Raw genomic sequence first — 25015 nt, forward strand, 5'->3', positions numbered from 1 at the left:
CCGATGAGGCTTATAAAGTATTTGATGAAAAACGAGATAATAATATTAAAGTCGTATTTAAACCGGAGTAATTATTCATAAAATTAAACTTTTATTGGTAAAGAAGCTGGTAGTACAGTAAAAGGTAAACAAGGGAACACTGAAGTAACGATTGATAAAGCAATCGATGACGTTAAACCTGATGACTTCGATGCATTATTCATTCCAGGCGGATTCTCACCAGATATGTTACGTGGTGATGAGCAAGGACGATTCGGTGAATTTACAAAAGGATTTGTTTCTAATGAAAAACCTGTATTTGCAATCTGTCACGGACCACAGTTATTAATCGATACAGATTTATTAAAAGGTAAAAAGCTAACGGGTTACTTATCTGTACGTAAAGATTTAGAGAATGCAGGTGCAACAGTAGTAGACGAATCAGTTGTTGTAGATAGTAGTATCGTAACATCACGTACACCTGATGACTTAGAAGATTTTAATCGTGAATCATTAGCATTATTGAAATAGAATATACACAAACACCTAGCATACTATAGACTTTATCATGGATGAAATTTCTAATTTGAGGAGGAGGTAGAAAATGGTTAATGTAGCGCTATTGGTTCGACTTGAAGCAAAACCTGGAAAAGAAGCGGAAGTTGAAAGCTTCCTACGTGGGGCCCTACCTGTAGTTCAGGAGGAGTCAGAAACGATCGCATGGTTTGCGATCCGACTTGGACCTACGACATTCGGCATCTTTGACGCATTCCCGGACGAGACAGGTCGTCAAGCACACCTTTCTGGTCAAGTGGCTGCGGCATTGATGGAGAAAGCTCCTGAACTTTTCGTAGACCCACCGGTGATTGAAAATATTGACGTCCTTGCTTCCAAGCTTCCTAAATAAAGTCATATTATCGCTGCCATCGTATCTGTCTAGAGACAGTGGATGGCAGTTTTTTTGATTATTAGTTTTGGCGTGAGCTATATAAAGTGGAACACCTATAAGTACTAAAGGTTGTCCCTATGATAATGCAGTTGCAGAAGCAACGATGAAAGCGCTGAAAACCGAATTTGTAAAACAGATGAAATTTGAAAACTTAGAACAGTTAGAAACAGAATTATTTGATTATCTAAATTGGTACAACAATTTTAGACCACATTCTTCACTACAGTATTTAGCGCTAGTGGCGTTTAAAGATCTGCACATGAAAAGTGTCTGAAAAACTGTTGACATTCCATCAGTACCTCATGATTATTTATAACTAACTCTAAAATTTGTTCTCTAAGAGCGATTTTAAGAACAGTTAGCGTATGATTACCTTACTTATTGTTTTTCAAGTCGTCTAAGAGCGTTTCAGCAGCCACTTGTTTAATTAGTTTGTTGTACTTTCTTTAATTCATGAATTTCAATTACTTCATTGGTAACAGATAAGCAGAATGAATGGGAAGTTAGTATGTTTATTAAAGTTGTTAAAAAATGGGAGAACACTCTGCAAAGAAAAGACGCTGGCGATGAAGAATATTGGTTAGAGAGGGAAGAGATAATTGTATTTTTAGAAAATGAGATTAAAAAACTTCGTTCACTAATGAATAAATGAAGGAAGTTTAAAAGATGCGTTACTAATTGACCTGATATAAATATTCTTAATAGAAAGTAACATGGAGTTACTGTTTGTTTTTGTATTTATAGAATGTTGATCTAGATATATCTAAAGTCTTTGTGATGTCGTCTACTGTCATATTTGCTTCATACATCATCATTGCTCTGGCCATTATTTGTTCATCGATTGGTTTTCTGCCACCCATTCTTCCTCGAGCACGAGCAGCCTGAAGTCCTGCGTTCGTTCGCTCGCGGATCAACTCACGTTCCATCTCTGCCAATCCTGCCATCATAGTGAAGAATAGTCTGCCTGCAGCAGTTGAAGTATCTACGCCCAGCGTTATGATTTGAAGATTGATTCCGCGATCCTTTAAATCATCAATTAATTCAAGAAGCTTCTTTGTGGTTCTCCCCAACCGATCTAGCTTCCAGACAACCAGGGTATCACCTTCTCGTAAATAATCTAAGCACTTTTCAAATTCTGGTCTTTTTTTAACACTGGAGGCCTTCTCCTGAAAGATTTTAGTACAACCAGCTTTCTTAAGTTCATCTAGCTGAGAGTCCAAGTTCTGATCAAAGGTTGATACTCTTGCATATCCAATTCTCGTCATGAATAACCTCCGTTTATTTGTTTGTTTACTCATTAATCATAACAGAAAACGAACATTGATAAAAAGATAAGTTAAAAGACAATTGAGACAAAATGAAAAGGGCTTTAAATAGCCCTTTTCATTTTAATGTGAATTAACAAACAAACATGTCTCTTTAACGTTCGTTTTAAAGACGGTGATTTATAGTTCTGTAACTTCTTCTAGTTGAGACATAGTTTTTTGGCCATCATTTTTAGTATAAAATTTAAGACCTTTAATTTGAACATTGCTTATGTTATCTTCAAATTCTATTTCTGCTTGATGATCTGTTATATAGAGAAGCAAATCTTGTTTCCATAGTTCACTAACAAATCTATCTCCGCTCATTCCTTTGGGCTCAATAAATATTTGAAATTGAACATCACTATCTTCTAAGAACAAAATAAAATCAGGTTGGAATCCTTGTAAGTGTACATCTACTGTTTCCCCAGAACGATTAATACGCGATCCGTACTGATGTAATTTAAGTTTCTCGCTTTTTACTGATTCACGGTGCATATTTTCGTCCATGCGAAACAGATAAACAGCTTTATTATATTTTTGTTTTAGTTTAGGCACGTAAGATTTTATACGTTCAATCAATTCATATTCCAACTTGTTAACAATTGCTTTTTCATATACATAAAACTCATCATCAATTTCATAAGCTGATACTTTTTGAGTGGTTTCTTGCAGAAGATTAGCGGTATCATAATCTGGAATTCTCTTATTATAATTTGTAAGGTACTCGTTGATTGGGTATCCAACAAAATTATTAGTTCCTCGCTCTTTAATGTAACCGGATTTAAATTTAGATTCATATTCTTTCAACAATTCGATAGTTACTTTCAATAATTCATTTCGCGAAATATTTGCAATCCTGTACTCTTTAGGAACGGTTAAAAATAGCTTGAGGTTCAATGCGTTTAACCATTTTTCTCCATAAATAAATTCCTTCATGGATTTTAAAAGAGGAATATACAACTTTAAATTATCAAATCGATAAAATTCGAGACTCTGTATAGCCTTTTTAATAAATCGATGATCGAATTTTTCTATATGGACAGTCTTAGTTTCAACATTTTCAATAGTAGCTTCATAAGCCACTTCTCGACTTCCGTAATTTAAGCGCCGAGAAATTTCTAACCTATGATCGATACCATATTTCCCAATAGAATCAAACCATTCATCTGATACTTTCTCAGTCACGTTATAATAAATCTGGCCCGTTTTATAAGTATCTGTTCTTTTGAATGAAGTTTTGATTTTAACCTCAATAGGTGGATTTTTCTTATCTTGACCAGTTGGTAAGTCCATTTGTTTTAAAGAACCCACTAATTGTTTCAAATATTGTGGTTCATTCATCGTATGGTAGTGAAGAGTTTCTAGAAGCAACTGTTTATTTGATAAATCGTTATCATATCTTCGTTGATAACTTTTCTCTCCGTCAATTTCAAAAGGATAGTACCGGGCTCCGCGTCCGATTAATTGAGCTTCAACCATTGTAGCAGTCTTATTAGTTGCAGCTTCTTTTTCAATACGAACAATATCGTATAGATTAAGTACGTCCCAACCTTCTGTAAGTTTTGCAACAGCAAAAACCACACGATAAAGATTATTTGGACTTTCCAGAGTATTTAAAGCCATGTACTGACCTTTTTCAAGCATGTTACCACTAGTATCGTTGGCATTCAAAACATTCCTTGGGTCAAAATCATGCTTTATTTCACGGATGATTTTTGCTAAATCATCTTCATTTTGCAAATAGAAATTATAAGCTAATTCTAATGCAGAACTTTCATTGCCAGGTAATACTTGCTGACGTTTAATGAATGTTATTAAGTCACTTACATTTAAATTGGCAATAACATCATTGAATATTTTGGTGGCTTCAAGTGATATTGCAACTTTGGGTGACTTGAACATAATTACAGGTTTAAATGTTCCAGTTACGCCTTCCGCATAAGCTCGATATTTTCGGAACTGAGACAATAGTACAACATTCAGCATTTTATCAGTATCGTTTACGGATGTCTCAATACGTTTAACTTGTTTCGAATATTTGTCTCTCATGAGCTGGTTCAATGGATAACGATAAACGACTTTATCGCGGTACTTGTCATATATGGTGTCCTTATCAAAATCTACTGTTGCAGTAAACTCTAATAGTAGATTCTTTTTTTCCTTATCATTTCTAGCAGTCAGGATCTTATTGATGGCAGACTCCCAAGTATTCTCAGCGTCTTTTTCTGCTTTCGTACTTGCGGAATAATGGTGAGCTTCATCAGCTAAAATAACTACTGGGTTATTTTCATAATCTGATAATCCCATTGTGTTTTCTTTTAATACAAACAAATCATCCGATACTTTTTGAACTGATGAAAGCTTAATATATATAGTGTTTTTTTGAGGCAGATTTGGAAATCGTTCAACTTGTCGAATAAAAATTCGTTGACCTTCAATTTCAATGTTCTCATTAAAAAGATATTTTTCACTAGCCTCTGTGACTAAGTTATCTTTTGTTTTCATCAGAACAGAATTCGTATTTACCGTGAATAAGAAATTTTGATATTTATGTTCTTGAAAGAGGTAAAGAATCAGTCCTGCCATAAGGTCTGTTTTACCTGATCCAGTAGCCATATTAAATAGTACATGTTGAGGATTAGGTACGATTTGAGTTTGTGTATAATGATAATTCCGAAGTGCTTTATCTTGATAATAACGTAGAGTATGAATCAAATTCTGATTTACATAGTCTGGAATAATATATCCCTGATGTGGACTAAATAAATTTTGTTCAGCTTCATCTGCTTGATCGATTAAGGGGAAGTGACGAACATTATTTATTTTTTTTTTAACCACCTTATTCACCGCCTTCATAGAATAATTTATTGAACGTATAATCTTTATCAGTAATTAAATCACGAACATTTTCGTCATCAATTTCTGAATAGTTATAATAAAGACCGTTTTTATCAATCAACTTGATTAAAAGGCGCTTATTTTCAATAAACCCTTCGGCCCAGTCAATTTTAGATAAATCAGCATAAAAAGAAATATCCGCAGCTTCAATATCCGCAGTCCCTTGTAACATTCGTTCGTAAACAGATTGGAGTTCTTCAATAGTATTTGAGTGAATGATGTCTTGAAGGTACCCCATATTTTTTGGGAATAATTCAGTATACACAAATGAACCTCCGCCATTCCAACTCACATCTGAGCTCAATCCGTTTTGATCTGAACCATTCATTACATTCTTGAATCTTTCCACCTGTAAGGAAACTTGATTTTCCATTTGTTCAACACTGATGAATTTTCTCCCTAACTTTAAAGCCGCTGCAGCTGTTGAGCCAGAGCCACCAAAGAAGTCGAGAACAAGATCGTTAGGTTCAGTCGCCATTTCAATAATTTTACCAAGTAGTCGTTCAGGTTTTTTACCATTCGGAAACTCCACTTGGCCTTCTCTGTTCACATTTTTTGTTTCGCCGACAAAGTTCCAAAAAGTTCCTAGAACATCTTTTTTATATAACGTACCTTCGATTTCTTCAGATACATCTCTTAGCCAAGCAAAAAGTCTAAATGAATCCCCTTTATAAAATTGTTGATACTCAATCCCTTTATTTTTACCTGTTCTCGGGACATAACGAATTGACATTAAATTATTTTCACCTAATCCAAGTTCTTGCCACTTCTCCATTACACGTGGACGAATAGAGCTCTGAGGCATTGCTGTCTGAAAAGCAAATTTTCCATATTTGTCGTAAGCTTCTTCTTCGGTAAGATTTTCTTCTCTCATAAGAGTTGATATAGACTTGATTATTGGATTTACTTGCTCGTATAATTTTATTTCATTTCCAATACCATCAATTGTTGAGCCAACATATTTTTCTGAACCTGGATCTACGAGAATACTAGTATATTTCCAACTTACACCTTCTTCCCGCATTTCTTGAACTAAGCTTGAAACTTTTTTGTACTCATAAACAGAGTTAAACGAGCGTGATAATTCTCTGTTTTTGGAATAAATAGTTATATATTCGATGTTCTTTTTTAATCTCTTATCTTCTCCACCACCAGAAGCACCGGCGATATTTTTGAACAAAACAGAAATCGTATTAACGTATTGTTTCCTACCGAATATTGAGTCCATCAGTACTTTCAAATAAGCTTGCTCAGAGTCATCGGTTTGTACAAAAATGTAGCCATCATCAGCTAATAATTCCTTAGCAATTTCCAAACGGTTTTTCATAAAGGTTAACCATGCTGAATGATTAAATTTATCATTATATGCAAAGGAATCTGAACCTGTATTATAAGGGGGATCAATATAGATTAAATTTACCGAGTTAGCGTATTTAGGTACTAAAGTATGTAGGGCTAATAAGTTATTTCCTTTGATCAATAGATTGTCTGTTTCTTTATCAAATTCAATAGTAGAAGTTTCTCCAGTACCATCAATTTTTTTAATGTTTGTAAAGATTTTTTTATCAAACATTCGATCAATCTCGTCTTTTTCAATTACTTCATTTAAAAAGGCATCGTCATAACCACTGTCAGTATCCTCTTTTGTCATGGAAGCAGTAAGTACTCCGTCCTTAAAAGGAAAATCTAGTACTACATCCTCGGTATCCTGCAAAAATTTTCCTTTAGAAGCTAGTCCTATTCTATTTTCATACTTGGTATAACTTGTATCCCAGTAATCGTTATAAAGAATTGCTTCTTCAAGTTGTTCGATTTGAAAGATTTTTTCTCCCGCAACCTCTTTGATAAAGTGCTGTTTAATAAAAGTTACCTCAAATAGTTTGCTGAGAAGTGCTTCATCGTAATTTCGTAAATCACTTGTAAGTTTTGAGCGATTCAATTCTTCACCGATAAAATATCTCTCTTCAAAACTAGACAATGCTACTTTTAATTCATCAAAAATTTTAGGTTCTATTTTTCCCATTGTATTCATTCCTTTTTTAATTTTCTTTTAGTATAACATCGAGAGGAAGTGTAAATATATTGAAAGTATATGACTATAAAAAATGCGGATGTTGAGTGAAAAGTAAATCGGCCTTTAAGTGATTTTAAAAAAAGAGAAAGAAAGTGGTCTATTAGTTCCCATTGCATTGTTTAAAAGTCGAGGAGCGACACTTCGTTTCGTGACGCAGACTTCGAACAACCGCTAGGGCGTTAGTCCATTGATTGTTCCACGTGAATGATTGCCTCGAACGGCACATGGATGATTCCGTCCCGCTGATTGGCCAGCTCGACGGTCCGCTCCATATAGTTCGTCCGGTGCACAAAACCCTTGAATCGTTTCATCTCCCGCTTCTCCACATATTTTACCTCTACCAAATCTCCGCTGAAGATCGCGTCGTTCAGCACATTCTCATAGACCGATAGGACCTGTTCGTCGACATCAGGCATCTCGATCTTTTGGATTTCCTTATAGTATTTCGTCAGCAGCGCCTTGTGCTCGGGCATGAGGAACGGGATCCATTTCAGCTCACCACGATCGCGATACATCGTCATCATAATTCCCCCTTCCTAAAAACGAACGTTTGTTCTTATTTTATACCCGATTTGTCTCGTTTGAACAGCCTTTTTCGTGATCGGTGTTCCATGCGTCCTGTTTCCGTACTCTAGCTCGCTGGTCGTCGGTGCAAGGGACGTCAAAAAAATGACGCGCCCTCCGGCCCGTCTTCCTTCGCTTTAGGCTCAAAGCGAGGCTTTTCGCTCGTTGGCTACGGAAGCCTGGTTCTGCGTGCGCTCTACGCATTTTTTTGAGGCTCTCCCTGCGGTCGCCCTTGCACCGTCTCCCGACGCTCGCTTCGTTCCCGTCAACAGGACGCACAACGGTGTTCGTTCTGAGGACAGCTTATCCGAAAGGGGACAAACCATCATGGAAATATCCGCCATCATCGAGGTCATCCGTATCAAACAAGAGGTTCGCGAGGAAATGGTCGCCCTCGAGCACGCCATTATCCATTCGCCGGACAGCGCCCGACAAATCGGGTCATCGTTCATCGGGGATGACGACCGTGAAGTGTTCCTCGTCATCATGCTCAACACAAAGAACCGGGTCATCGGCGTCCACCGGGCGCATGTCGGGAGCGTCAACTCGAGCGTCGTCCACCCACGGGAAGTCTTCAAATGCGCCATCTTGAACAATGCCTCGTGCCTCATTGTTTGCCATCAGCATCCGAGCGGGGACCCGACACCGAGCCGGGAGGATATCCTCGTCTCCGAACGGTTACATGAAGCAGGCGACCTCATCGGCATCCCGGTGCTCGACCATCTCATTCTCGGTGCGGACGAGTCGTACGTCAGCATGAAACAGCGAGGTTACATGGGTTGAATGGAATGGAGTGGGGCCGGGGGACCGGTCCCGGTCCGTCCGGTAAGGGCAAGGACGAAAAACGTACGTTTTTCTTTGACGGGATGGGCGACTCGCGTTGCTCTCGCCTGGATCCATAGAGCGGGATCCGGAAAAGGGTCGTTTTCGCATAACGAAAACGAGATGGTTCGTGTGTGAAGGTTGGACGTTGTTTTGGACTGTCTCGTAAGAAGATTGTTTGATGAAATGTCAGGAGTGAAAATACGGTTTGTTTATTGAAAATGACCATGTTTTCTAAACAAGCCCTAGAGCTTGTTTGAAACAACACCAGGGCTTACGTGAAATTAGGCGAGATGTTGCTTGCGTAAATGCGAGTTATCATGAGGCTATCAAATGGAGAGGACGATTCAGATGGATAAATTCCAACTAGACCAACAGACGATGGACGAGATGACGGAGGTATTGCTACGCCGCCTACCGGATCGGTTAAACGTTAAGAACGGGGAATTTAAACTTGTGAGTATGGATATCCTATGTGTAGCTTTAAAATAAAGTTTGATCAAAAGTTCCCGCAAAAGCTCATTTTTCGGGCAAATAAAAAGAATCCGTTTTGAAAAAAAGATTGATCAAAATGGATTCTTTTCTTGTGGGTTAGTATACACTTTTTAAAATAAAGTTTGATCACTTTCTACCCTTGACGTTCCACAATAGCGCCCGATTGCAGAAGACCACTGTTTGCAATTGAATTATTTATTCATATAAGCTTTGATTTCTTCTTCTGACATGGATGAATCGCATTTCACGTTTATTGTGTCACCATTAGTAAAAACGAAACCAGGAACCGTTGGAATGTCGTATTCATTACGGAAGGCCGTAATACCTTCCATATCAGATTTTTCCACACTATTTACATAATAGATAGTAGTATCAGTTTCCTCAGCAACTTTTTTTAGTTTTTCAACGAATATTTGGCAAAAAGGACAAACAGCCTTTCCAATATAGATTAAGGCTTCGGATTCCCCTTTTACCAATGCCTGTGCTTTTTCGGAATCGATTTTATCAAAACTAGCTACATTTTCTTCATAAGTAGTCATCATCGCTCAATCTCCTTTTTCTAATGTTATTATTATACAATAAAGTGTAAATACTCAAATAAATTACGCTTACGTGCTTGAATGTTCAATCCTATCAAAAATTGATGTGAAACACAAAAATTGATCTCAATCAAAATATATTCCTACGATTTGATAAATTCTTCCGTATGTCACAAGAGTTTACTCTACAATCTCGCGCACGTTAGCCTAATGTTTTAAAGTTCTTTATATTTATTTTGTACCTGAACAAGAACGTATCTTTTAATCCACATTTGTGTAGCAACAGTTAATTGTTCATCCTCTTTCTCAAAGAACAGACCTGAGCCTTCTTTCGCTTCAAATTCCCAGCCGTTTGAACCAATCATTTGTTTAAGATTTTCATCGGCTATCGAAATACCGTCATTCTCGCTTCTTATGATATACCAAGTGGAATCATCGTCTGTTACGATCTCTATTATCTCTTCATCGGAATTTCTTAGTTTTTCAATTGCTACTTTTGCAGTTAGATTTTCTATCGGTAGAGGTTGATTTAGACCCACACCCTAAATAATGAATATACAAAAGCACTTACTCTGAAATAGAGTAAGTGCCTTTGCATATCTTTTCAATCTGCAGAATTCTTTAAAATATGTGAGATTGAAGCGAAACTTGAGTTTAAAAGGACTCTTGACGACAATAGTTTTTATAAACTAACAATTTTACGATTAATGAAGAACCGCTAGTTTATAAAAACAGAAAGCACATGTAACTAGTTTATTATTTCTTAATTACTACATTAAAATATAACTTTTATTCATTCAATGTGCCATTCAGTTCAGCAGTTTTAGTAGAAATTAAATCCATTAACTCAGGTGATAGGACATCATAGGTAGGTAATCCAATATCATTTAAATCTTTTCGGATATCAGCCATTTTTGAAGCCGGTGTACCTGTTTCGATTACAGACGAAACAAATGCTGCAAATTGTGGTGCAGACCACCCTTTATCCTCTGATAATTCTGTATGAACAAAATCTAAACCATAAAATGCATGATCTCTATTTTCTATACGACCAAATAAATGTGCTTTACATTCTTTACAAAAATGTCTTTGAATTGTAGCTGTTTCATCAACAATCTCTAACTTATCGCCGTTTCTAATGACATGAACTTTGTCACGAGGAGCTACAGCTACTAAAGAAAAATTGGCACCCTCTGGTTTCCAACACTTAGAACAACCACATGCATGGTTGTGCATTGTTTGTGAATCTACCTTGACTTCTACTTTATTGGATTCACAAAGACACTTTAGTGTTCCTCCTACAAAGTCTTTTACTTCTGGATAATCATTAATCCCGTTATCTAATCTTGGATGTAATTTAGTGGTAGTCATATGTTTTCCTCCTTGAATATATTCATTATTTTTCATACGTTAACATCGTACGGATTGACTCACCCTTATGAAGCAAATCAAATGCATCATTGATGTCTGTAAAGTTTAAGTGGTGTGTGATAAACGAATCGATATCGATTTCACCATTCATATAATCTTCAACCATTCCTGGAAGCTGCGTTCTGCCTTTCACGCCGCCAAAGGCAGAACCACGCCATACTCGACCCGTTACTAATTGGAATGGACGCGTATGAATCTCTTTCCCTCCAGCTGCTACACCGATAATAGTACTTTCACCCCAACCTTTATGACAACATTCAAGAGCAGACCTCATTACTTCAACATTTCCAATACACTCAAAGCTATAATCTACTCCTCCATCTGTCATTTCAACAATGACTTCTTGAATTGGTTTATCAAATTTAGCAGGATTTAGAAAATCAGTTGCGCCCATTTTTTTAGCTAATTCAAACTTATCTTCATTTAAGTCTACAGCAATAATTCGGCTTGCTTTTGCTTGAACCAATCCTTGAATAGCGGCTAATCCAATGGCTCCTAAACCAAATACGGCTGTCACAGCTCCTTCTTCCACTTTTGCTGTGTTGTGTACAGCGCCAATACCTGTAGTCACACCGCATCCAAATAGACCAATTTTATCAAGTGGCGCTTCTTTGTCAATTTTTGCTAAAGAGATTTCAGGAACGACTGTATATTCACTGAATGTACTTGTTCCCATGTAATGATAAATAGGCTCTCCATTATAAGAGAAACGAGTTGTTCCGTCAGGCATTAAACCTTTACCTTGAGTTTCTCGTACAGCACTACATAAGTTTGTTTTACCAGATCGACAGAATTTACATTCCCCACATTCAGCCGTGTATAGTGGAATAACATGATCTCCTGGTTCTACTGAAGTAACTCCTTCACCTACGGCTACTACAACACCAGCGCCTTCATGACCTAAAACGGCAGGGAATACGCCTTCTGGATCATCCCCTGATAATGTATAAGCATCTGTATGACAGACTGAAGTGTACAGTATCTTTACTAAAACCTCTCCGGCTTTTGGATCCTCTACATCGATTTCTACAATCTGAAGCGGTTCTCCCGCTTTAAATGCAACGGCTGCTTTACTTTTCAAATGAAACCCTTCTTTCTTTTGTTTTATAGCGTTACCATACCCATAATTACATATCAATATACCGTTGACAATACTGACACATTTGTCATCATGGACACATTAATACGTAAAAAATGTGAAACACTATGATGTTTACATTTCCATGATTACATATCGTAATTTAAATTACCATACTGACAAATATGTCATAATAACCAAAAGTGTAATGGATAGGTACGCGAACTGAAAAATTAATGCCTGTTTTTCTTTCTTACACCCATGCTAAGTATACATAGATGTTATTCAATCTCTGTTTTATTAGCGTCTCTTTCTAAAGAGTCGCTAAAAATATCTCCCCAATCACAGATTGAAGTTACAACAGGTTCTAGGAGACAACCAATTTCACTTAGTTGATACTCAACTTTAGGAGGTACAACGGGATATACAGTTCTAGTAATTATGTTATCATCTTCTAATTCCCTTAACTGTCTAATTAACATGCGTTGATTGACTTCGGGAAGTTTTTTTTGCATTTCACTTAACCTTAATGGAGACTCCTGTATCAAACACCATATAATCACTATTTTCCAACGTCCACCTATAACTGATAAAGCCAAATCTTTTCCAGTAAAATAAGTTTTATCTTTATAATTAATTTCCAATTATATTCACTCTCTCTATAAGTATTGATATATCACGGTTTAAACCGTCGAAACGATATTAGAATGTTCTTTTGGTTTTCCGGAAATTCTCACATATTAAGAATTCTAATCCTTGCCTTGTTTGATGCTCAGGTTAAGTTTTCTATAGAAGCAATCTCCGCATCATACCAATAGGGCTTCTTATTTACAAGTTGTCTTAAAGTTTTCTATCAGTAATGCTCCTTTCTTTTACTATTATAGCATAGTGACAAAAACGTCAGTATTGTAGATTGCATTTTATTATGTAATTATGGGTATGGATATCAATAAAGCATTTGGTTTACTTCATTAGTTAAATCAATCCGTACAATTATAAACAAATGGAGAATGGAGAGTGAAATAAATGAGTCTTAAACTAATTGAACAACAACGCTCTTTTGATGGGGAACAACGTAAGTACACCCATTATTCAGAAGTTTTACAATGTGATATGACATTTAGTATCTACTTACCATCAAATAAAGAAAAGAAAAAAATCCCTCTTATTTGGTGGCTATCTGGATTAACTTGTACAGATGATAATTTTAGTCAAAAAAGTGGATTTCAAAGATTGGCTGAAAAATATCAAGTGGCAGTCATTATTCCTGATACTTCACCACGCGGAGAAAACGTTGCTGATGATGATGCATACGACCTCGGACAAGGTGCCGGTTTTTATTTAAATGCCACACAAAATCCATGGGCAAAGAATTATCATATGTATACTTACATCACAGAGGAGTTAACAGGTATTACGTCCACTTTAGTACCTGGATTTTCAGGAAAAGAAAGTATAATGGGCCACTCAATGGGAGGTCATGGTGCTTTAGTAATTGGGATAAAAAATGCTGCAAGATTCAAAGCGATTTCTGCTTTTTCTCCTATTTCAAGTCCTAGTCAAGTCCCTTGGGGAATAAAAGCTTTCTCAACTTATTTAGGTGAAGACAAAGCTTCTTGGAAAGAATGGGATGCTTCAGAACTCATTAAAGCAACTGACACCCCCCCTATTCTTATTACACAAGGAACTGCAGATCAGTTTTATCCAGAACAATTGGAAGAAACGACTTTCTTAGAAAATGCCCAAGCAAATAACGTAGAAATAAACTATAAGCAAGTTAAAGGTTATGATCATAGCTATTTCTTCATCTCTACATTTTTGGAAGAACATTTCGAATTCCATATGAAGCAATTAAGATGATGCTTTTTAACAAATGACGGTTTGTCAAATTAAGCGCAACACTTCCTCCGTGAAGGCCTCGTGTGCGGTCTTCCAGCCCAGGCATTTGCGTGGGCGGCCGTTGATCTTGGCGAGCGCGTCCACGATCTCTCCTTGGCCGACCGTCGCGAAGTCCGATCCTTTCGGGAAGAACTCGCGCAGGAGGCCGTTGGCGTTCTCGTTGCTGCCGCGCTGCCACGACGAGTACGGGTCGGCGAAATACATCGGCACGCCGAGTGTCGCCCGGACGCGCTCGTGACAGCTGAACTCCTTGCCCCGGTCCGTCGTCGCCGTCTTGAACGTGCCCGCTGGGAAGGCGGCGTGGACCGTGTGAATCGCCTCCTCCATCGAGGCCGCGCTGCGGTCCGCGATCGGCAGCGCGAGGTAGAACCGGCTCTTCCGCTCGACGAACGTCGCGACGCACGCCCTCGATTTCCCTCGTCCGGAGACGACGGTGTCGAGCTCCCAGTGGCCGAATGTCTCGCGTGTGCGCACCTCTCTCGGACGTTTGGTGATGGACAGACCGATGTTGAACCGACCACGTGTCTCCATCGGTTTCTGGCGCTTGCCCTTTTGGCGGAGCACGGTCACCGGCACGTCGATCAGCCCCGAATAGATCCAACGATAGATGGTCGAGAAGGCGATTTTCCCGTCGAAGAGACGACCCACGATCTGTTCCGGGGACCAGGTCGCCCGCAGCTTCTCGATGATCGTCCGGCGCATCATGTCGTCGAGCTTCGTCTTGGCGCCGCAGTTTCGCTTCGCCTTGGCGTAGCGCTCCTGTGCGCGTTCGGCCGTGTAGCCGGGGTTCCTTCTGATCTCCCGCGAGACGGTCGAGGGCTGTCGCCCGAGCCGTCTCGCGATGGACCGGATGGACATCCCGAGCTCCAGGTAGGTCTCTATTTTCACGCGTTCCGCTGTGGTAAGATGGGTGTAGCTCATAGCGATTCCTCCGTCTGAATGTGTGTTGTGGTGACTTCATTCTACACGAGGCCGTCGCTATGGGCTTTTTTGCGTTCACGTTCAGGTGTTGCACTTAATTTTATAATTCATCAAATAAGATTCGGAACGGTAAATATTCACATTTAATTAGATTGTGGATATTTTTGATTGTTTTTAAAAGGTAAGAGAATAAGGAGCATTCCTGTTAGGAAGATTTCTGAGGCCTTGAATTAAAAAAAGCCCTCTTTTATGATGATTGAGTGGTCACCCGATAAAATGACCCAATACATCTAAGAGAGGACTATTATATGAATTCTAAAACGAATGAAAAGATTAATCAAGTCTCAGAAAAGACACTGGTCATCGGTATCGACATCGCCAAGCGTACACATTTCGCCTGTGCAGTCGACGACCGCGGCCGTGTGCTCCAGAAATCCTTCTCGTTCACCCAGTCACGGCACGGCTTTGAGGTCCTCTACACGCGTATCATCGCCCTCAAAGAAGAACATCTGAAACAAGATGTCATTGTCGGTTTTGAACCGACCGGGCACTATTGGATGAACCTGGCGGCCTTTCTCACCGACCATGGCATCCCCTATGTGATGGTCAATCCGATGCACGTCAACCGATCGAAAGAGCTGGATGACAATCTACAGACGAAGAATGACAAGAAGGATGCCGTCGTGATTGCGCGACTGATGCGAGACGGGCGCTTCAACTATCCTCGGATCTTGGAAGGGATTGAGGCTGAATTGCGGAACGGTGCGACCCTTCGCTCGAAGATCCAAGAGGATATCAATGCGCTACAGAATCGGATCATCCGCTGGCTCGACCGTTTCTTCCCTGAGTTCACGATGGTCTTCAAAAGTTTTGGGAAGATGGCCTATGCCGCACTTGAGAAGACGCCTTTGCCGGTAGACATCGTCGGTAAGGCTCCCGAAGAGCTCCTCTTCCTCTACCGTCAGGTAGAAGGCATGAAGAGCCCTCAGCTCCCGAAGGCCAAGAGATTGGTGGAGGTCGCTGCCCATTCAGTCGGTCTGACAGAGGGGCATGTGATGGCACGTATCGAGATCGCCACGCTGCTCACCCAGTACCGTCTGTTACAATCGCAACTCGAGGCACTGACGGATGAACTCATTGAACTTGTCCGTCAGACACCGGATTATGAATATCTTTCCTCGGTCCCGGGCATCGGTGATGTGACGATCATCGAGCTTCTCTCTGAGGTCGGTTCTTTCAAACAGTACAAGGATCCACGCCAACTCATCAAACTAGCGGGCCTGACCCTGAGAGAGAACTCCTCAGGACAACAGAAGGGACAGAAACGCATCTCAAAACGCGGTAGGAAAAGGCTCCGAGCCCTCCTGTTTCGTGTCATGATGCCACTGATCCTTCACAACACTGCATTCAAATCTTTACATGAACATTACACCACGCGAGCAGCCAACCCACTTCGCAAGAAACAGTCGATCGTGGTGCTCTGTGGCAAGCTATTGAAAGTATTACACGCACTCTGTACCAAGCACTGGATGTTTGACGAGCAACGGATGATGGATGACTTCACTTCTCTCCAGTCGGCAGCGTGACCTGAACGTTTGAGTTCTGACAACAAGGATGACACGGAGAAGCCGGCACCATCTATTCCATCCGACCGTCCGCTAGGACGAGTCCACTGAGGAGCATCGCCAGCCTCTGCCTTATGAATAGACCGAACGAAGGAATGTACGCGCTAAGACGCCTAGAGACATGGGAGGGTCCGTCATCATAAGCTACGCAGAGATCCAATGTGCATTGAATAGGACACAGTATAGGAGCAATTTCTACCAATAAATACAAGCTCCTACAGCGTAGCGTACGGATCAATTGTAATATTCATGAAGAAATACAAAATAACGATAGATATTGGTGACGAAAAATATTTTTTCGGGCACTTGAGATGGTGAAAACCATTGATATATCAACATTTATAGAGGGAGGTATAGTTAATATGGATATTAAAAAAATGTTAGTCAATGACCGTGTTAAACCATACTTATTAAAAGCCCGTTATGGGATTGAAAAAGAAAGTATACGAGTTGACTTATCAGGAAATTTAGCTAAAACGGATCATCCTAAATCGATAAGAGATGAACACCCGTATATTCAGCGAGATTTTTCAGAGCTACAGATGGAATTAATCACACCTGTTACTGAGACATTAGAGGAACTGTTTAATTACTTAGCAGCCATCCATGATGTTGCTTATCGTTCTATGGGTGATCATGAAATGCTTTGGCCATTAAGCATGCCACCACAGTTACCAGAAAAAGAAGAAGATATTGTTATTGCGAAATTGAAAAATGTTGAAAATGTTCTATATCGTCAATCTTTATCCAATTCTTATGGCCGTCGTAAACAAATGCTTTGTGGTGTTCATTTTAACTTTGAATTCGGCGATGAGTTAATCCAAGCGATATTTAACTTACAATCGGAGATAAAAGATTATCTACAGTTTAAAACAGAGATTTATCTAAAAGTCACAAGAAACTATTTACACTATCGATGGTTAGTAACTTATTTTTATGGAGCTTCTCCTAGTAGCGAAAAGAATTATTTTGAAGAAGATTCTTTGAATGGGGCAATAAGAAGCATTAGAAGCAGTAAATTGGGTTATACTAATTCTGATGATGTTCAAGTGTCATATAGTAGTATACAGAACTATATATCAGATCTTTCTTTGATGGTTAAAAAAGGGCTTTTATCAGAAGAAAAAGAATTTTATGCATCTGTCCGTTTAAGAGGCGGACATCATGTTTCAGATTTAGAAGCTCACGGTGTTAGTTATCTTGAATTGCGAAATATAGATTTAAATCCTTTTGAAACGAATGGAATTAGCTATGAACAAGCAGAATTTCTACATCTTTTCTTATTTTATTTACTATGGAAAGATGAGGGTAATAATTGTGATGAGTGGATAAAAATGGGTGATTCTTACAATGATGTAGTGGCTCTTGAGCATCCATTAGAGCATACACAATTTGAAGTAGAAGCTAAAAATATGATCGATGAGATGGAACATTTAGCAGAAATTTTAGATTTGACTATTTCAGATACGTTATTTGTTAACCTGAGAGAAATGCTAATGGACCCAAGTAAGACTTTAGCTGGAAGGCTTTATAAAGAGAGTGAAAAAAGCAGTCAAGGACAAGTGGCTACGTGTATTGCGAAAGAAAACTATAAAAAATCATGGGATAAGCCATATCAATTAACAGGATTTACTGACATGGAGTTGTCCACTCAGATTTTAATGTTTGATTGCTTACAGCAAGGAATAAAGGTAGAAGTTTTGGATCGGCAAGATCAATTTTTGAAGCTTCAATTAAAAGATCATGTTGAATATGTGAAAAATGGGAATATGACAAGTAAAGATAGTTATGTATCCCCTTTAATTATGGAAAATAAAACAGTAACAAAGAAAATTCTTCAACAACATGGATTCCGTGTACCAACAGGTGAGGAATTTAATGATATAGAACATGCTTTAAATTCTTATAATATGTTTTCTGCTAAACCTTTTGTTGTAAAGCCGAAAACAACAAACTATGGATTGGGAATATCAATCTTCAAACAAGAGGCAAATTACGAAGATTATCAAAAAGCAATCACACTCGCATTTAAAGAAGATTCTTCTGTACTAATAGAAGAGTTTCTCTATGGAACAGAATATCGATTTTTTGTGTTACATGATAAAGTTCAGGCGGTTTTATTACGAGTTCCTGCGAATGTTAAAGGCGATGGTGAACATACAATCGAAGAGTTAGTCATTGAAAAGAATCGTGATCCGTTAAGAGGAAAAGACCATAGGACACCTTTAGAAACTATACAATTAGGTGACTTGGAAAACCTTATGCTAAAAGGCCAAGGTTATCAAATGAATTCGATTCCAAAAAATGGTGAAATCGTCTATCTGCGTGAAAATTCTAATGTTAGTACAGGCGGAGATTCGATTGATGTGACAGATCAAATTCCCGATGACTATAAAAAAATAGCAGTGGATGCGGTATCTGCACTGGGAGCTAAAATTAGTGGTATCGATTTGATTATTGAAAATATAGAAGTTCCTGCAGCTAATAAAAATGCTTATGGGATTATTGAAGCGAACTTTAATCCATCAATGTATATGCATATCTATCCATATAAAGGAGAATCTCGACGTTTGACTATGCATATAATACACTTTTTATTCCCTGAACTATTACAAAGTTAGGAATCAAAGTTAGTCAAATTAGGGGTGCCATAAGCAAAACGCGATTATCTACACTATGAAAATCGGGAGTATTTAAAGTATTCTAAGAAGAAAAGTTGGGTGAAAGGCTACTTTGAATACTTGATATCTTAACCCAGTAAACAATGTATTCTACGTATCGAATGTAGTGATATCTTGATAATTAGAAGCATCAAATAACCATACCATTCTAAACATTGTTCTAGGAAGAATTAAAGGTATTTGCTACTTCTTAAGGACGCCTTAAGGCCGTTTTAGCTACCTTCAAGGCGGTTGTAGAATATGATGCTGCGAGGATCGTTGTCTAGACTAATACGTTGTTTATATGGCTTCAATGAATAAATCATTGATAAACAAAGGTTTTCTATGTAAGAGTTAAGATAACTGCATATTTACAACGTTAAGCTGTTGAATGACAATAAAGTTATTTAATGTTCAAATTACTAACATACATAACCCCGTTCTGAGTAGGGACGGGGTTAAAATAATAGTGTTTAAATACTGTGTATAATACTTTCTGTCATTTCATAGTTTACTTTTTCCCTGATTGCATGGACGCTGGTATTACCCTAAATAGCCCGATTGTTGCATTTAAAAATACTGCTTATCAAAAGGATTTAAAGGAACAGCGAGTTCACTATCTATATACAATTCTGATTCACACGCAGGGCAGATATTTTGAAATTTATCTTCATTTTGTAAAATAGCTGTATACAGGTCCTTTAAAGAAATTTGATCTTTATACTTCTGTAAAGACTTCGTTGCCTCTTCACGATCTCTTCGCCAGCTTTATCTCATAATTAGATAAATCATCAACATTTTTCTTTATAAATTGCTTAAACTCTCTTAATGCCTTAGACATTTAAGCTCCCCCTCGTTATATTTAATTCTTACATCTCTAATTCTGTCTAGTCAAAAGTGTCCTCGGTTAAACAACTCTGCTTATGAATATAATCGAATTGTTACATTAATTTGTTTAACAACATATTTGATCTATGTCTTATTCCTTTACGGCTATGTTTGCATTTAACAATTTTTATTCCTCTAGTTTCAATAGTTTTTAAAGATTTTCTGGACCATGCTCCGCTAGCATTTACAAGATTTATAAGCAAATTATGATAAATCGTACTCCAGTCTTGTTTTGAGGGAGAATATAAAATAAGAGTAGATAAAGAACGGGTTTCGCGTTCTACCTCAATAATATTGAATCGACTGCCATGTACCGCATATACTTCAGCAATTACATAACGCCTCTTTGCAATACCATCGCTTAGCTTTGTAAATTTTCGTTCTCCTAGGACCTCTGGTAATACATCGGTAAATGCTCGAATTGCTTTTATCTCTGGATACTGTTCCAATACTTTCAAGACATTAATAAATTCCTGTAGCTCCCCTTGGGCTTTAATCTCATGTAGCATTTGATGTTCTAAACCCCTTGCCAATTGCTGTCCGCCACTATCTGCTGTAGAATGAATAGAATTATTCTCTCCATAGTACCTCTTTGTATTTTCGTCCTCTTCCAAACGTTGCTTGGATGAACCTCGTTTTATTCGTTTGACTATTGGCATCGATGTATATTCATGTTTCAACTGATTCATCTGTACTAAATCAAAATCCTCCGTGGATCCATCTACTTGCTCGTCTAATGTAAAGCCTTCTTCATCGTCGTTTTTGTTTAGGGAACGATATGTATATTTCTTCGCTTCTTTTGACTTCTCTGAATTTTGTATTTCCGGATGTGAAATCGAGATATTTTCATAAGGAATATGCTTATTTTTTACATTGACAATTTGTAGTACAGTCCATGTATTATTGTCCTCTTTTACACGTGCAGTGACAATAATTGGCTGTGTAAAGTTCCATTCGAATTTCAATGACTGTTCTTGCAACCATGTAAAGGCGATGCTTTCATAGACCTGACGTAAATCACGATTCGTTAATAGCCAAACCAATTGATAAATGAAAGTTGTTTTGGTGTATTTTAATTCATACAGTGATGAAAAGCTAAGATGAATCCTATTTGGTTCATATGTTTCTGTGAAAAATTGAGGAAATGAATTTGATTCAAGCAAGCGATACAAAAGAAAACCATTTGGTGCTAGTATACTGCGTAACACTTCAATGACTGGTAAAATGACATTCTTTCCGTTAAAAGAGAATATGAAGCTTCGTGAGGTTGCAGGGTCATTGATCCCTGGAATTTTCCAAGGCTTCTCGTAATATCTGGCACCGTTAGGATAAATCGTTATATCTACTTCCTTTGCATCTTGAGGAGACCGACTGGTGGTAATCACCCCATCACTATAGTAATGTTGAATTGCCAAGCAAGGTAATGTCCCCCAATCTAAAAGGATCTTCTTTGTAACCCTTTTTGCCCGAAAATATGCATATAGCATTATTTTATTATCATAACGAAAAGGATCGCCAATCCATATCAGTCCTACTTTTTCTCCTTTTTTGAACGGCCATTTAATTTTAACTTGTCGTGCGCTCATCCTTATCCACTTCCTGTTTCATATGTATGTACGCCTCTAAATGTGGTTTTATCTCATGAATATGATGTGATTTAACAGCACCCATTCGTTGAACTTTCCACAATACGACTGGTTCCGCGTCTTGCAGCATCCGATCAATAATTTTACAACACCGACGAATTTGAACTTGTGGAACAGACTCTGTCACATTGTTTAAAAGTTTTTTCGTCTTTGGTAATTTATGAAGATGCTTCTCTAAATTAGATAAAATACCTAAACGTTTGCCGATAAGAGACTTTGTTATCCGAACAATTTTTTCTAATGCCAACAATTCTTTGTACAGTTGTTTTATTGCTTTACAATATTCATCATCCCTTGCAGACCAATTCACAGTTTTATTAGCACCTGTTTGTCTACGTTTTTCAGGTGAATGCCCAAACAACCATTCTTTATCGTATCGATACAGGTAGGTATATTCCTTTTTAAAGCGCTCTCTAATTTTCGTTCTTGAATCACGAGGGTATTCCTTTAATCCATCAAGCAATCGCTGTCGATATTTCTGTAACAATAGAGGGCTTGCTTTACTATCGGCTTTTTCTTTTTGTCCGTTCTTAGATAAATACTTTATTACGGTCTTAGAATCAACTCCAAGCATTCCAGCTATGGCTCGTGTGCTTAGATTCTCATTATTTTTTGCTAAAACATGTAATTTTTTATTCCATGTGTCTCCGAATAATTTCACACGACCAATACGATATGTATCCTTTTTTGATTGATCAGGACCCTTTCTGGCATAAACAAAGCCACAGGAACATTCAAATGTACCAATAGGGTTCGCTGATTTATAATCTCTTGTGATAGTTACATGATTAATGACCAGTTGTTTATAATGATCAGCAGCCTTATTTAAGCATGGCCATGGACCTGTACCAAATGAACCTGCATCATCTCCAACATGCAAAAGCTTCTCTACATCTTTTTCTAAAAAGTATAGAAACAACAAATGGCGAAAAGGATGTACATGACGTTCCTCATTACGAGTTAATACCTTTAACCAATTGTACTCATTTTCCTGTTTTAACCCTGAATCATACTTTTCTAAGAACCCTATTGGAAACCTTGCTTGGAATGTATCAAATAACTCATTTTGCCTTATTCGATTTGCCGTAGTAATTAAATTCTTTTCTCTAAGAAGCAATCGATACCTTTTAAAAATATCCTTGCGTGAAATTGCATTTATATCAATATTTAATAGTCGATATGCCATTTTTGCTAACTTTACTTGAATATCAGTATTATCAAGGGACTTAACTTCCTCTAAAATTGAAAAATCCATTCTTTTTGCCTCAAACCGAATAAATTTGATTCTACTTTGTTCGGTGAAATCATCTGGATATTTCTTCAGTTGTAAATCGTGATGTGCGCACAAATTTATACCTTTTTATGCAAGAGCCTGCTATTGGTGCATTGATTTATTGCCAATTAGGTACAGCAGAACATTCGGGTGTATACATAGGAAATAAAAATGTTATCGACTTAAATCGAAAAGGAGAAATTAAAAAAGTTAGTCTGAAAGAATTCACTGGTAACATCCTTAGTACAGATAAAGACATTTTTATTCCAGTAATGAAGCATGCAATGTGGCCATTAGGAGATGAAAACATAGCAAAAGAAGCGTTTAAAAATCTGTCAGAAAGAAGAAAATACAATCTTCTTGATGATAACTGTCATCAATTTGTAGCAGGCTGTATCATAGGGAACCTTGAAAATGATTGTAATTTTTTGTTTATGGTCAAAGAAGAGTTTTCAAAATTCTTGAGTGTAGAGGAATCTAACATTGTTTGGGTTCGCTGGAAGTGGTATTTAAATTAGGATGGCCAAATCTTCAATCGACTACATCGATAGATAGATAACATAGGGTTATGGAGTGATCATCTACCTATGAATCGAGTGTATTCGTTTTATGAAGGATTTCTCTCGCTTTTAATACAATGAACATGGTATTATTTAATGAGAACATCATTGTGTTAAAAGGAGGTCCGTCATGTATACAATTGATGAAGCATTTGAGATTCTATCGAAGACCAAGCTCACGACCCACAAGGAAACCGTCCGGAACTGGGTACGAAAAGGCGTGATACAGGCGGAACCGCTCGAGTCCCGTAAAAAAGGCTATCGAATCAGCGAGGAGGCTCTCGAGCAGTTCATCAAAAAACGGATGCCTGAAGGATGGGAGATGTATCCAAAGTCGGTGACAGGAGATGCTCGGGAGGTCGTCAAGAGTGAGGACGTGGCCCCATATCACGTCGAAATCGACGTGGAAGCAATCAAAGAGCAGGGGCGGATTGAAATGTGGCATCAAGTGGCCGGCCGCTGGCTGTGGGAAGGCGATTTTGAGATCAGTCGTAGGATGGTGCGGAACGCGGTCGCGCATAGACGTTATTCAAAAGAATTTGAACAGCTGGTTTGGGAAAGGTGTCTTAAGAACAGTGCCCCACGAAAAAAACCACGTGTCCTTTATTTGGTTGATGCGTTCTTATTTGAAGAAGAGCGGGTGCCATTTCACAAGGGTTTTGATATCAAAGAAGATCAAATCATGCAGGCATTGATTGAACACGTTCGTATGAATGCAAAGTCCGGAAAATATACAAATGAATCTAGTGTAAATAAATTCAAGATTTAGACGCTTCTAATGAAAAGGTGTACTCTCTTTAACATTGAGAATACACCTTTTGCAATTGTTGTTGTATTAAATGAAAGATTGCACCTATATTTCTAAAGATTAGACTTCACTCTTAAGAAAATCGTCAGCACGACACAGAGTGGTGACTAAAGTGGACCCCATTGTCAAGACACTAATTTTATAATAATAAGGTGAAAACAGTCATTCTTCTTGTCCTTGTCCCATCTTGCAGACCCAGCCTTTCCTATGCCAGGTTCTGTCAAGGGCGTATTTTCCCTTGACAGGGCCTGGGATGGGAAAGATAATTGCTCCGAGATGGCAACGATAATATGACTTTATTTAGGAAGCTTGGAAGCAAGGACATCAATATTTTCAATCACTGGTGGCTCTACGAAAAGTTCAGGAGCTTTCTCCATCAATGCCGCAGCCACTTGACCAGAAAGGTGTGCTTGACGACCTGTGTCGTCCGGGAATGCGTCAAAGATTCCGAATGTCGTAGGTCCAAGTCGGATTGCAAACCATGCAATCGTTTCTGACTCCTCCTGAACCACAGGTAGGGCCCCACGTAGGAAGCTTTCAACTTCCGCTTCTTTTCCAGGTTTTGCTTCAAGTCGAACCAATAGCGCTACATTAACCAT

At 38.2% G+C, this 25015-nt stretch carries 22 protein-coding genes and 1 pseudogene; 10 read left to right on the forward strand and 13 right to left on the reverse strand.

Annotated features, from left to right (window positions below; genetic code table 11):
- Positions 1-87: 87 nt before the first annotated feature.
- From KNP72_RS15105 to KNP72_RS15120, 4 genes and pseudogenes are all read left to right on the forward strand, one after another.
- Positions 88-510, forward strand: a pseudogene (locus KNP72_RS15105) (DJ-1/PfpI/YhbO family deglycase/protease); the annotation flags it as partial.
- A 73-nt stretch (positions 511-583) separates the two neighbouring features.
- A complete protein-coding gene (locus KNP72_RS15110; RefSeq protein ID WP_214735362.1) occupies positions 584-886 on the forward strand; it encodes a putative quinol monooxygenase in 303 nt (100 codons plus the stop codon).
- A 97-nt stretch (positions 887-983) separates the two neighbouring features.
- The gene (locus KNP72_RS15115) at positions 984-1202 is read left to right on the forward strand and encodes an integrase core domain-containing protein (RefSeq protein WP_483298422.1); all 219 of its coding nucleotides are present in this window, start codon (positions 984-986) and stop codon (positions 1200-1202) included.
- Positions 1203-1436: 234 nt separating this feature from the next.
- A complete protein-coding gene (locus KNP72_RS15120) occupies positions 1437-1580 on the forward strand; it encodes a hypothetical protein (RefSeq protein ID WP_214834281.1) in 144 nt (47 codons plus the stop codon).
- Positions 1581-1647: 67 nt separating this feature from the next.
- Here the strand turns inward: KNP72_RS15120 and KNP72_RS15125 are convergent, their stop codons facing one another.
- The 4 genes from KNP72_RS15125 to KNP72_RS15140 form a co-directional block, all read right to left on the reverse strand.
- Positions 1648-2193 (reverse strand): recombinase family protein, encoded by a 546-nt coding sequence (locus KNP72_RS15125; protein WP_214834284.1) that lies wholly within the window; start codon positions 2191-2193, stop codon positions 1648-1650.
- Between the two features lie 180 nt (positions 2194-2373).
- Complete coding sequence (locus KNP72_RS15130) at positions 2374-5073, reverse strand: DEAD/DEAH box helicase family protein (RefSeq protein ID WP_353048469.1); 2700 nt, start codon at positions 5071-5073, stop codon at positions 2374-2376.
- Between the two features lies 1 nt (position 5074).
- Positions 5075-7156 (reverse strand): DNA methyltransferase, encoded by a 2082-nt coding sequence (locus KNP72_RS15135; protein WP_214834291.1) that lies wholly within the window; start codon positions 7154-7156, stop codon positions 5075-5077.
- A gap of 230 nt (positions 7157-7386) precedes the next feature.
- Positions 7387-7728 (reverse strand): YolD-like family protein, encoded by a 342-nt coding sequence (locus KNP72_RS15140; protein WP_251129058.1) that lies wholly within the window; start codon positions 7726-7728, stop codon positions 7387-7389.
- Between the two features lie 370 nt (positions 7729-8098).
- Here KNP72_RS15140 and KNP72_RS15145 point away from each other — a divergent pair, with 370 nt between their 5' ends.
- Positions 8099-8554, forward strand: a complete 456-nt coding sequence (locus KNP72_RS15145) for a JAB domain-containing protein (RefSeq protein WP_251129059.1) — start codon at positions 8099-8101, stop codon at positions 8552-8554.
- A gap of 725 nt (positions 8555-9279) precedes the next feature.
- Here KNP72_RS15145 and KNP72_RS15150 read toward each other — a convergent pair.
- The 5 genes from KNP72_RS15150 to KNP72_RS15170 all read right to left on the reverse strand — a co-directional run bounded on the left by KNP72_RS15150 (position 9280) and on the right by KNP72_RS15170 (position 12780).
- The gene (locus KNP72_RS15150) at positions 9280-9630 is read right to left on the reverse strand and encodes a DUF6568 family protein (RefSeq protein WP_064617367.1); all 351 of its coding nucleotides are present in this window, start codon (positions 9628-9630) and stop codon (positions 9280-9282) included.
- 212 nt (positions 9631-9842) lie between these two features.
- Positions 9843-10166, reverse strand: a complete 324-nt coding sequence (locus KNP72_RS15155; protein ID WP_053522651.1) for a hypothetical protein — start codon at positions 10164-10166, stop codon at positions 9843-9845.
- Positions 10167-10416: 250 nt separating this feature from the next.
- The gene (gene gfa / locus KNP72_RS15160) at positions 10417-10998 is read right to left on the reverse strand and encodes an S-(hydroxymethyl)glutathione synthase (protein ID WP_094871737.1); all 582 of its coding nucleotides are present in this window, start codon (positions 10996-10998) and stop codon (positions 10417-10419) included.
- A 25-nt stretch (positions 10999-11023) separates the two neighbouring features.
- Positions 11024-12139, reverse strand: a complete 1116-nt coding sequence (locus KNP72_RS15165) for an S-(hydroxymethyl)glutathione dehydrogenase/class III alcohol dehydrogenase (protein WP_064617364.1) — start codon at positions 12137-12139, stop codon at positions 11024-11026.
- A gap of 278 nt (positions 12140-12417) precedes the next feature.
- Positions 12418-12780: a winged helix-turn-helix transcriptional regulator gene (locus tag KNP72_RS15170; RefSeq protein WP_094871738.1), complete on the reverse strand. Its 363-nt coding sequence runs from the start codon at positions 12778-12780 to the stop codon at positions 12418-12420.
- A gap of 382 nt (positions 12781-13162) precedes the next feature.
- Here KNP72_RS15170 and fghA point away from each other — a divergent pair, with 382 nt between their 5' ends.
- A complete protein-coding gene (gene fghA / locus KNP72_RS15175) occupies positions 13163-13996 on the forward strand; it encodes an S-formylglutathione hydrolase (RefSeq protein ID WP_094871740.1) in 834 nt (277 codons plus the stop codon).
- Between the two features lie 24 nt (positions 13997-14020).
- Here fghA and KNP72_RS15180 read toward each other — a convergent pair whose 3' ends face one another.
- A complete protein-coding gene (locus tag KNP72_RS15180) occupies positions 14021-14956 on the reverse strand; it encodes an IS30 family transposase (protein ID WP_214834294.1) in 936 nt (311 codons plus the stop codon).
- A 308-nt stretch (positions 14957-15264) separates the two neighbouring features.
- Between KNP72_RS15180 and KNP72_RS15185 the strand changes: the two genes are divergently transcribed.
- A complete protein-coding gene (locus tag KNP72_RS15185; protein ID WP_214730117.1) occupies positions 15265-16542 on the forward strand; it encodes an IS110 family RNA-guided transposase in 1278 nt (425 codons plus the stop codon).
- Between the two features lie 401 nt (positions 16543-16943).
- Positions 16944-19202 (forward strand): bifunctional glutamate--cysteine ligase GshA/glutathione synthetase GshB, encoded by a 2259-nt coding sequence (gshAB, locus tag KNP72_RS15190; RefSeq protein WP_214730023.1) that lies wholly within the window; start codon positions 16944-16946, stop codon positions 19200-19202.
- A gap of 980 nt (positions 19203-20182) precedes the next feature.
- Here gshAB and KNP72_RS15195 read toward each other — a convergent pair.
- Positions 20183-21715, reverse strand: a complete 1533-nt coding sequence (locus tag KNP72_RS15195) for a Tn7-like element transposition protein TnsE (protein ID WP_053522648.1) — start codon at positions 21713-21715, stop codon at positions 20183-20185.
- A complete protein-coding gene (locus KNP72_RS15200; protein ID WP_214834297.1) occupies positions 21696-23030 on the reverse strand; it encodes a TnsD family Tn7-like transposition protein in 1335 nt (444 codons plus the stop codon). Before KNP72_RS15200 ends, KNP72_RS15195 begins: the two co-directional genes overlap by 20 nt.
- A 107-nt stretch (positions 23031-23137) precedes the next feature.
- On the opposite strand from KNP72_RS15200, the gene KNP72_RS15205 reads away from it, so the two are divergent.
- The gene (locus KNP72_RS15205) at positions 23138-23566 is read left to right on the forward strand and encodes a lecithin retinol acyltransferase family protein (protein WP_214834300.1); all 429 of its coding nucleotides are present in this window, start codon (positions 23138-23140) and stop codon (positions 23564-23566) included.
- Positions 23567-23738: 172 nt separating this feature from the next.
- Positions 23739-24377, forward strand: a complete 639-nt coding sequence (locus tag KNP72_RS15210; protein ID WP_131472576.1) for a helix-turn-helix domain-containing protein — start codon at positions 23739-23741, stop codon at positions 24375-24377.
- A 335-nt stretch (positions 24378-24712) separates the two neighbouring features.
- Here the strand turns inward: KNP72_RS15210 and KNP72_RS15215 are convergent.
- Positions 24713-25015: putative quinol monooxygenase (locus tag KNP72_RS15215; RefSeq protein WP_012655943.1), on the reverse strand; the 303-nt coding region annotated here is incomplete at its 5' end.

The sequence above is a fragment of the Exiguobacterium sp. s152 genome, from assembly GCF_018618335.1.
Taxonomy (GTDB): Bacteria; Bacillota; Bacilli; order Exiguobacteriales; family Exiguobacteriaceae; genus Exiguobacterium; species Exiguobacterium chiriqhucha.

Bases quoted from the DNA above. Each gene is read 5' to 3' on its own strand.
- KNP72_RS15110 (WP_214735362.1), top strand. From the start codon at position 584: ATGGTTAATGTAGCGCTATTGGTTCGACTTGAAGCAAAACCTGGAAAA.
- KNP72_RS15120 (WP_214834281.1), top strand. From the start codon at position 1,437: ATGTTTATTAAAGTTGTTAAAAAATGGGAGAACACTCTGCAAAGAAAA.
- KNP72_RS15125 (WP_214834284.1), bottom strand. From the start codon at position 2,193: ATGACGAGAATTGGATATGCAAGAGTATCAACCTTTGATCAGAACTTG.
- KNP72_RS15135 (WP_214834291.1), bottom strand. From the start codon at position 7,156: ATGGGAAAAATAGAACCTAAAATTTTTGATGAATTAAAAGTAGCATTG.
- KNP72_RS15140 (WP_251129058.1), bottom strand. From the start codon at position 7,728: ATGACGATGTATCGCGATCGTGGTGAGCTGAAATGGATCCCGTTCCTC.
- KNP72_RS15145 (WP_251129059.1), top strand. From the start codon at position 8,099: ATGGAAATATCCGCCATCATCGAGGTCATCCGTATCAAACAAGAGGTT.
- KNP72_RS15150 (WP_064617367.1), bottom strand. From the start codon at position 9,630: ATGATGACTACTTATGAAGAAAATGTAGCTAGTTTTGATAAAATCGAT.
- gfa (WP_094871737.1), bottom strand. From the start codon at position 10,998: ATGACTACCACTAAATTACATCCAAGATTAGATAACGGGATTAATGAT.
- fghA (WP_094871740.1), top strand. From the start codon at position 13,163: ATGAGTCTTAAACTAATTGAACAACAACGCTCTTTTGATGGGGAACAA.
- KNP72_RS15180 (WP_214834294.1), bottom strand. From the start codon at position 14,956: ATGAGCTACACCCATCTTACCACAGCGGAACGCGTGAAAATAGAGACC.
- KNP72_RS15185 (WP_214730117.1), top strand. From the start codon at position 15,265: ATGAATTCTAAAACGAATGAAAAGATTAATCAAGTCTCAGAAAAGACA.
- gshAB (WP_214730023.1), top strand. From the start codon at position 16,944: ATGGATATTAAAAAAATGTTAGTCAATGACCGTGTTAAACCATACTTA.
- KNP72_RS15195 (WP_053522648.1), bottom strand. From the start codon at position 21,715: ATGAGCGCACGACAAGTTAAAATTAAATGGCCGTTCAAAAAAGGAGAA.
- KNP72_RS15200 (WP_214834297.1), bottom strand. From the start codon at position 23,030: ATGGATTTTTCAATTTTAGAGGAAGTTAAGTCCCTTGATAATACTGAT.
- KNP72_RS15205 (WP_214834300.1), top strand. From the start codon at position 23,138: ATGCAAGAGCCTGCTATTGGTGCATTGATTTATTGCCAATTAGGTACA.
- KNP72_RS15210 (WP_131472576.1), top strand. From the start codon at position 23,739: ATGTATACAATTGATGAAGCATTTGAGATTCTATCGAAGACCAAGCTC.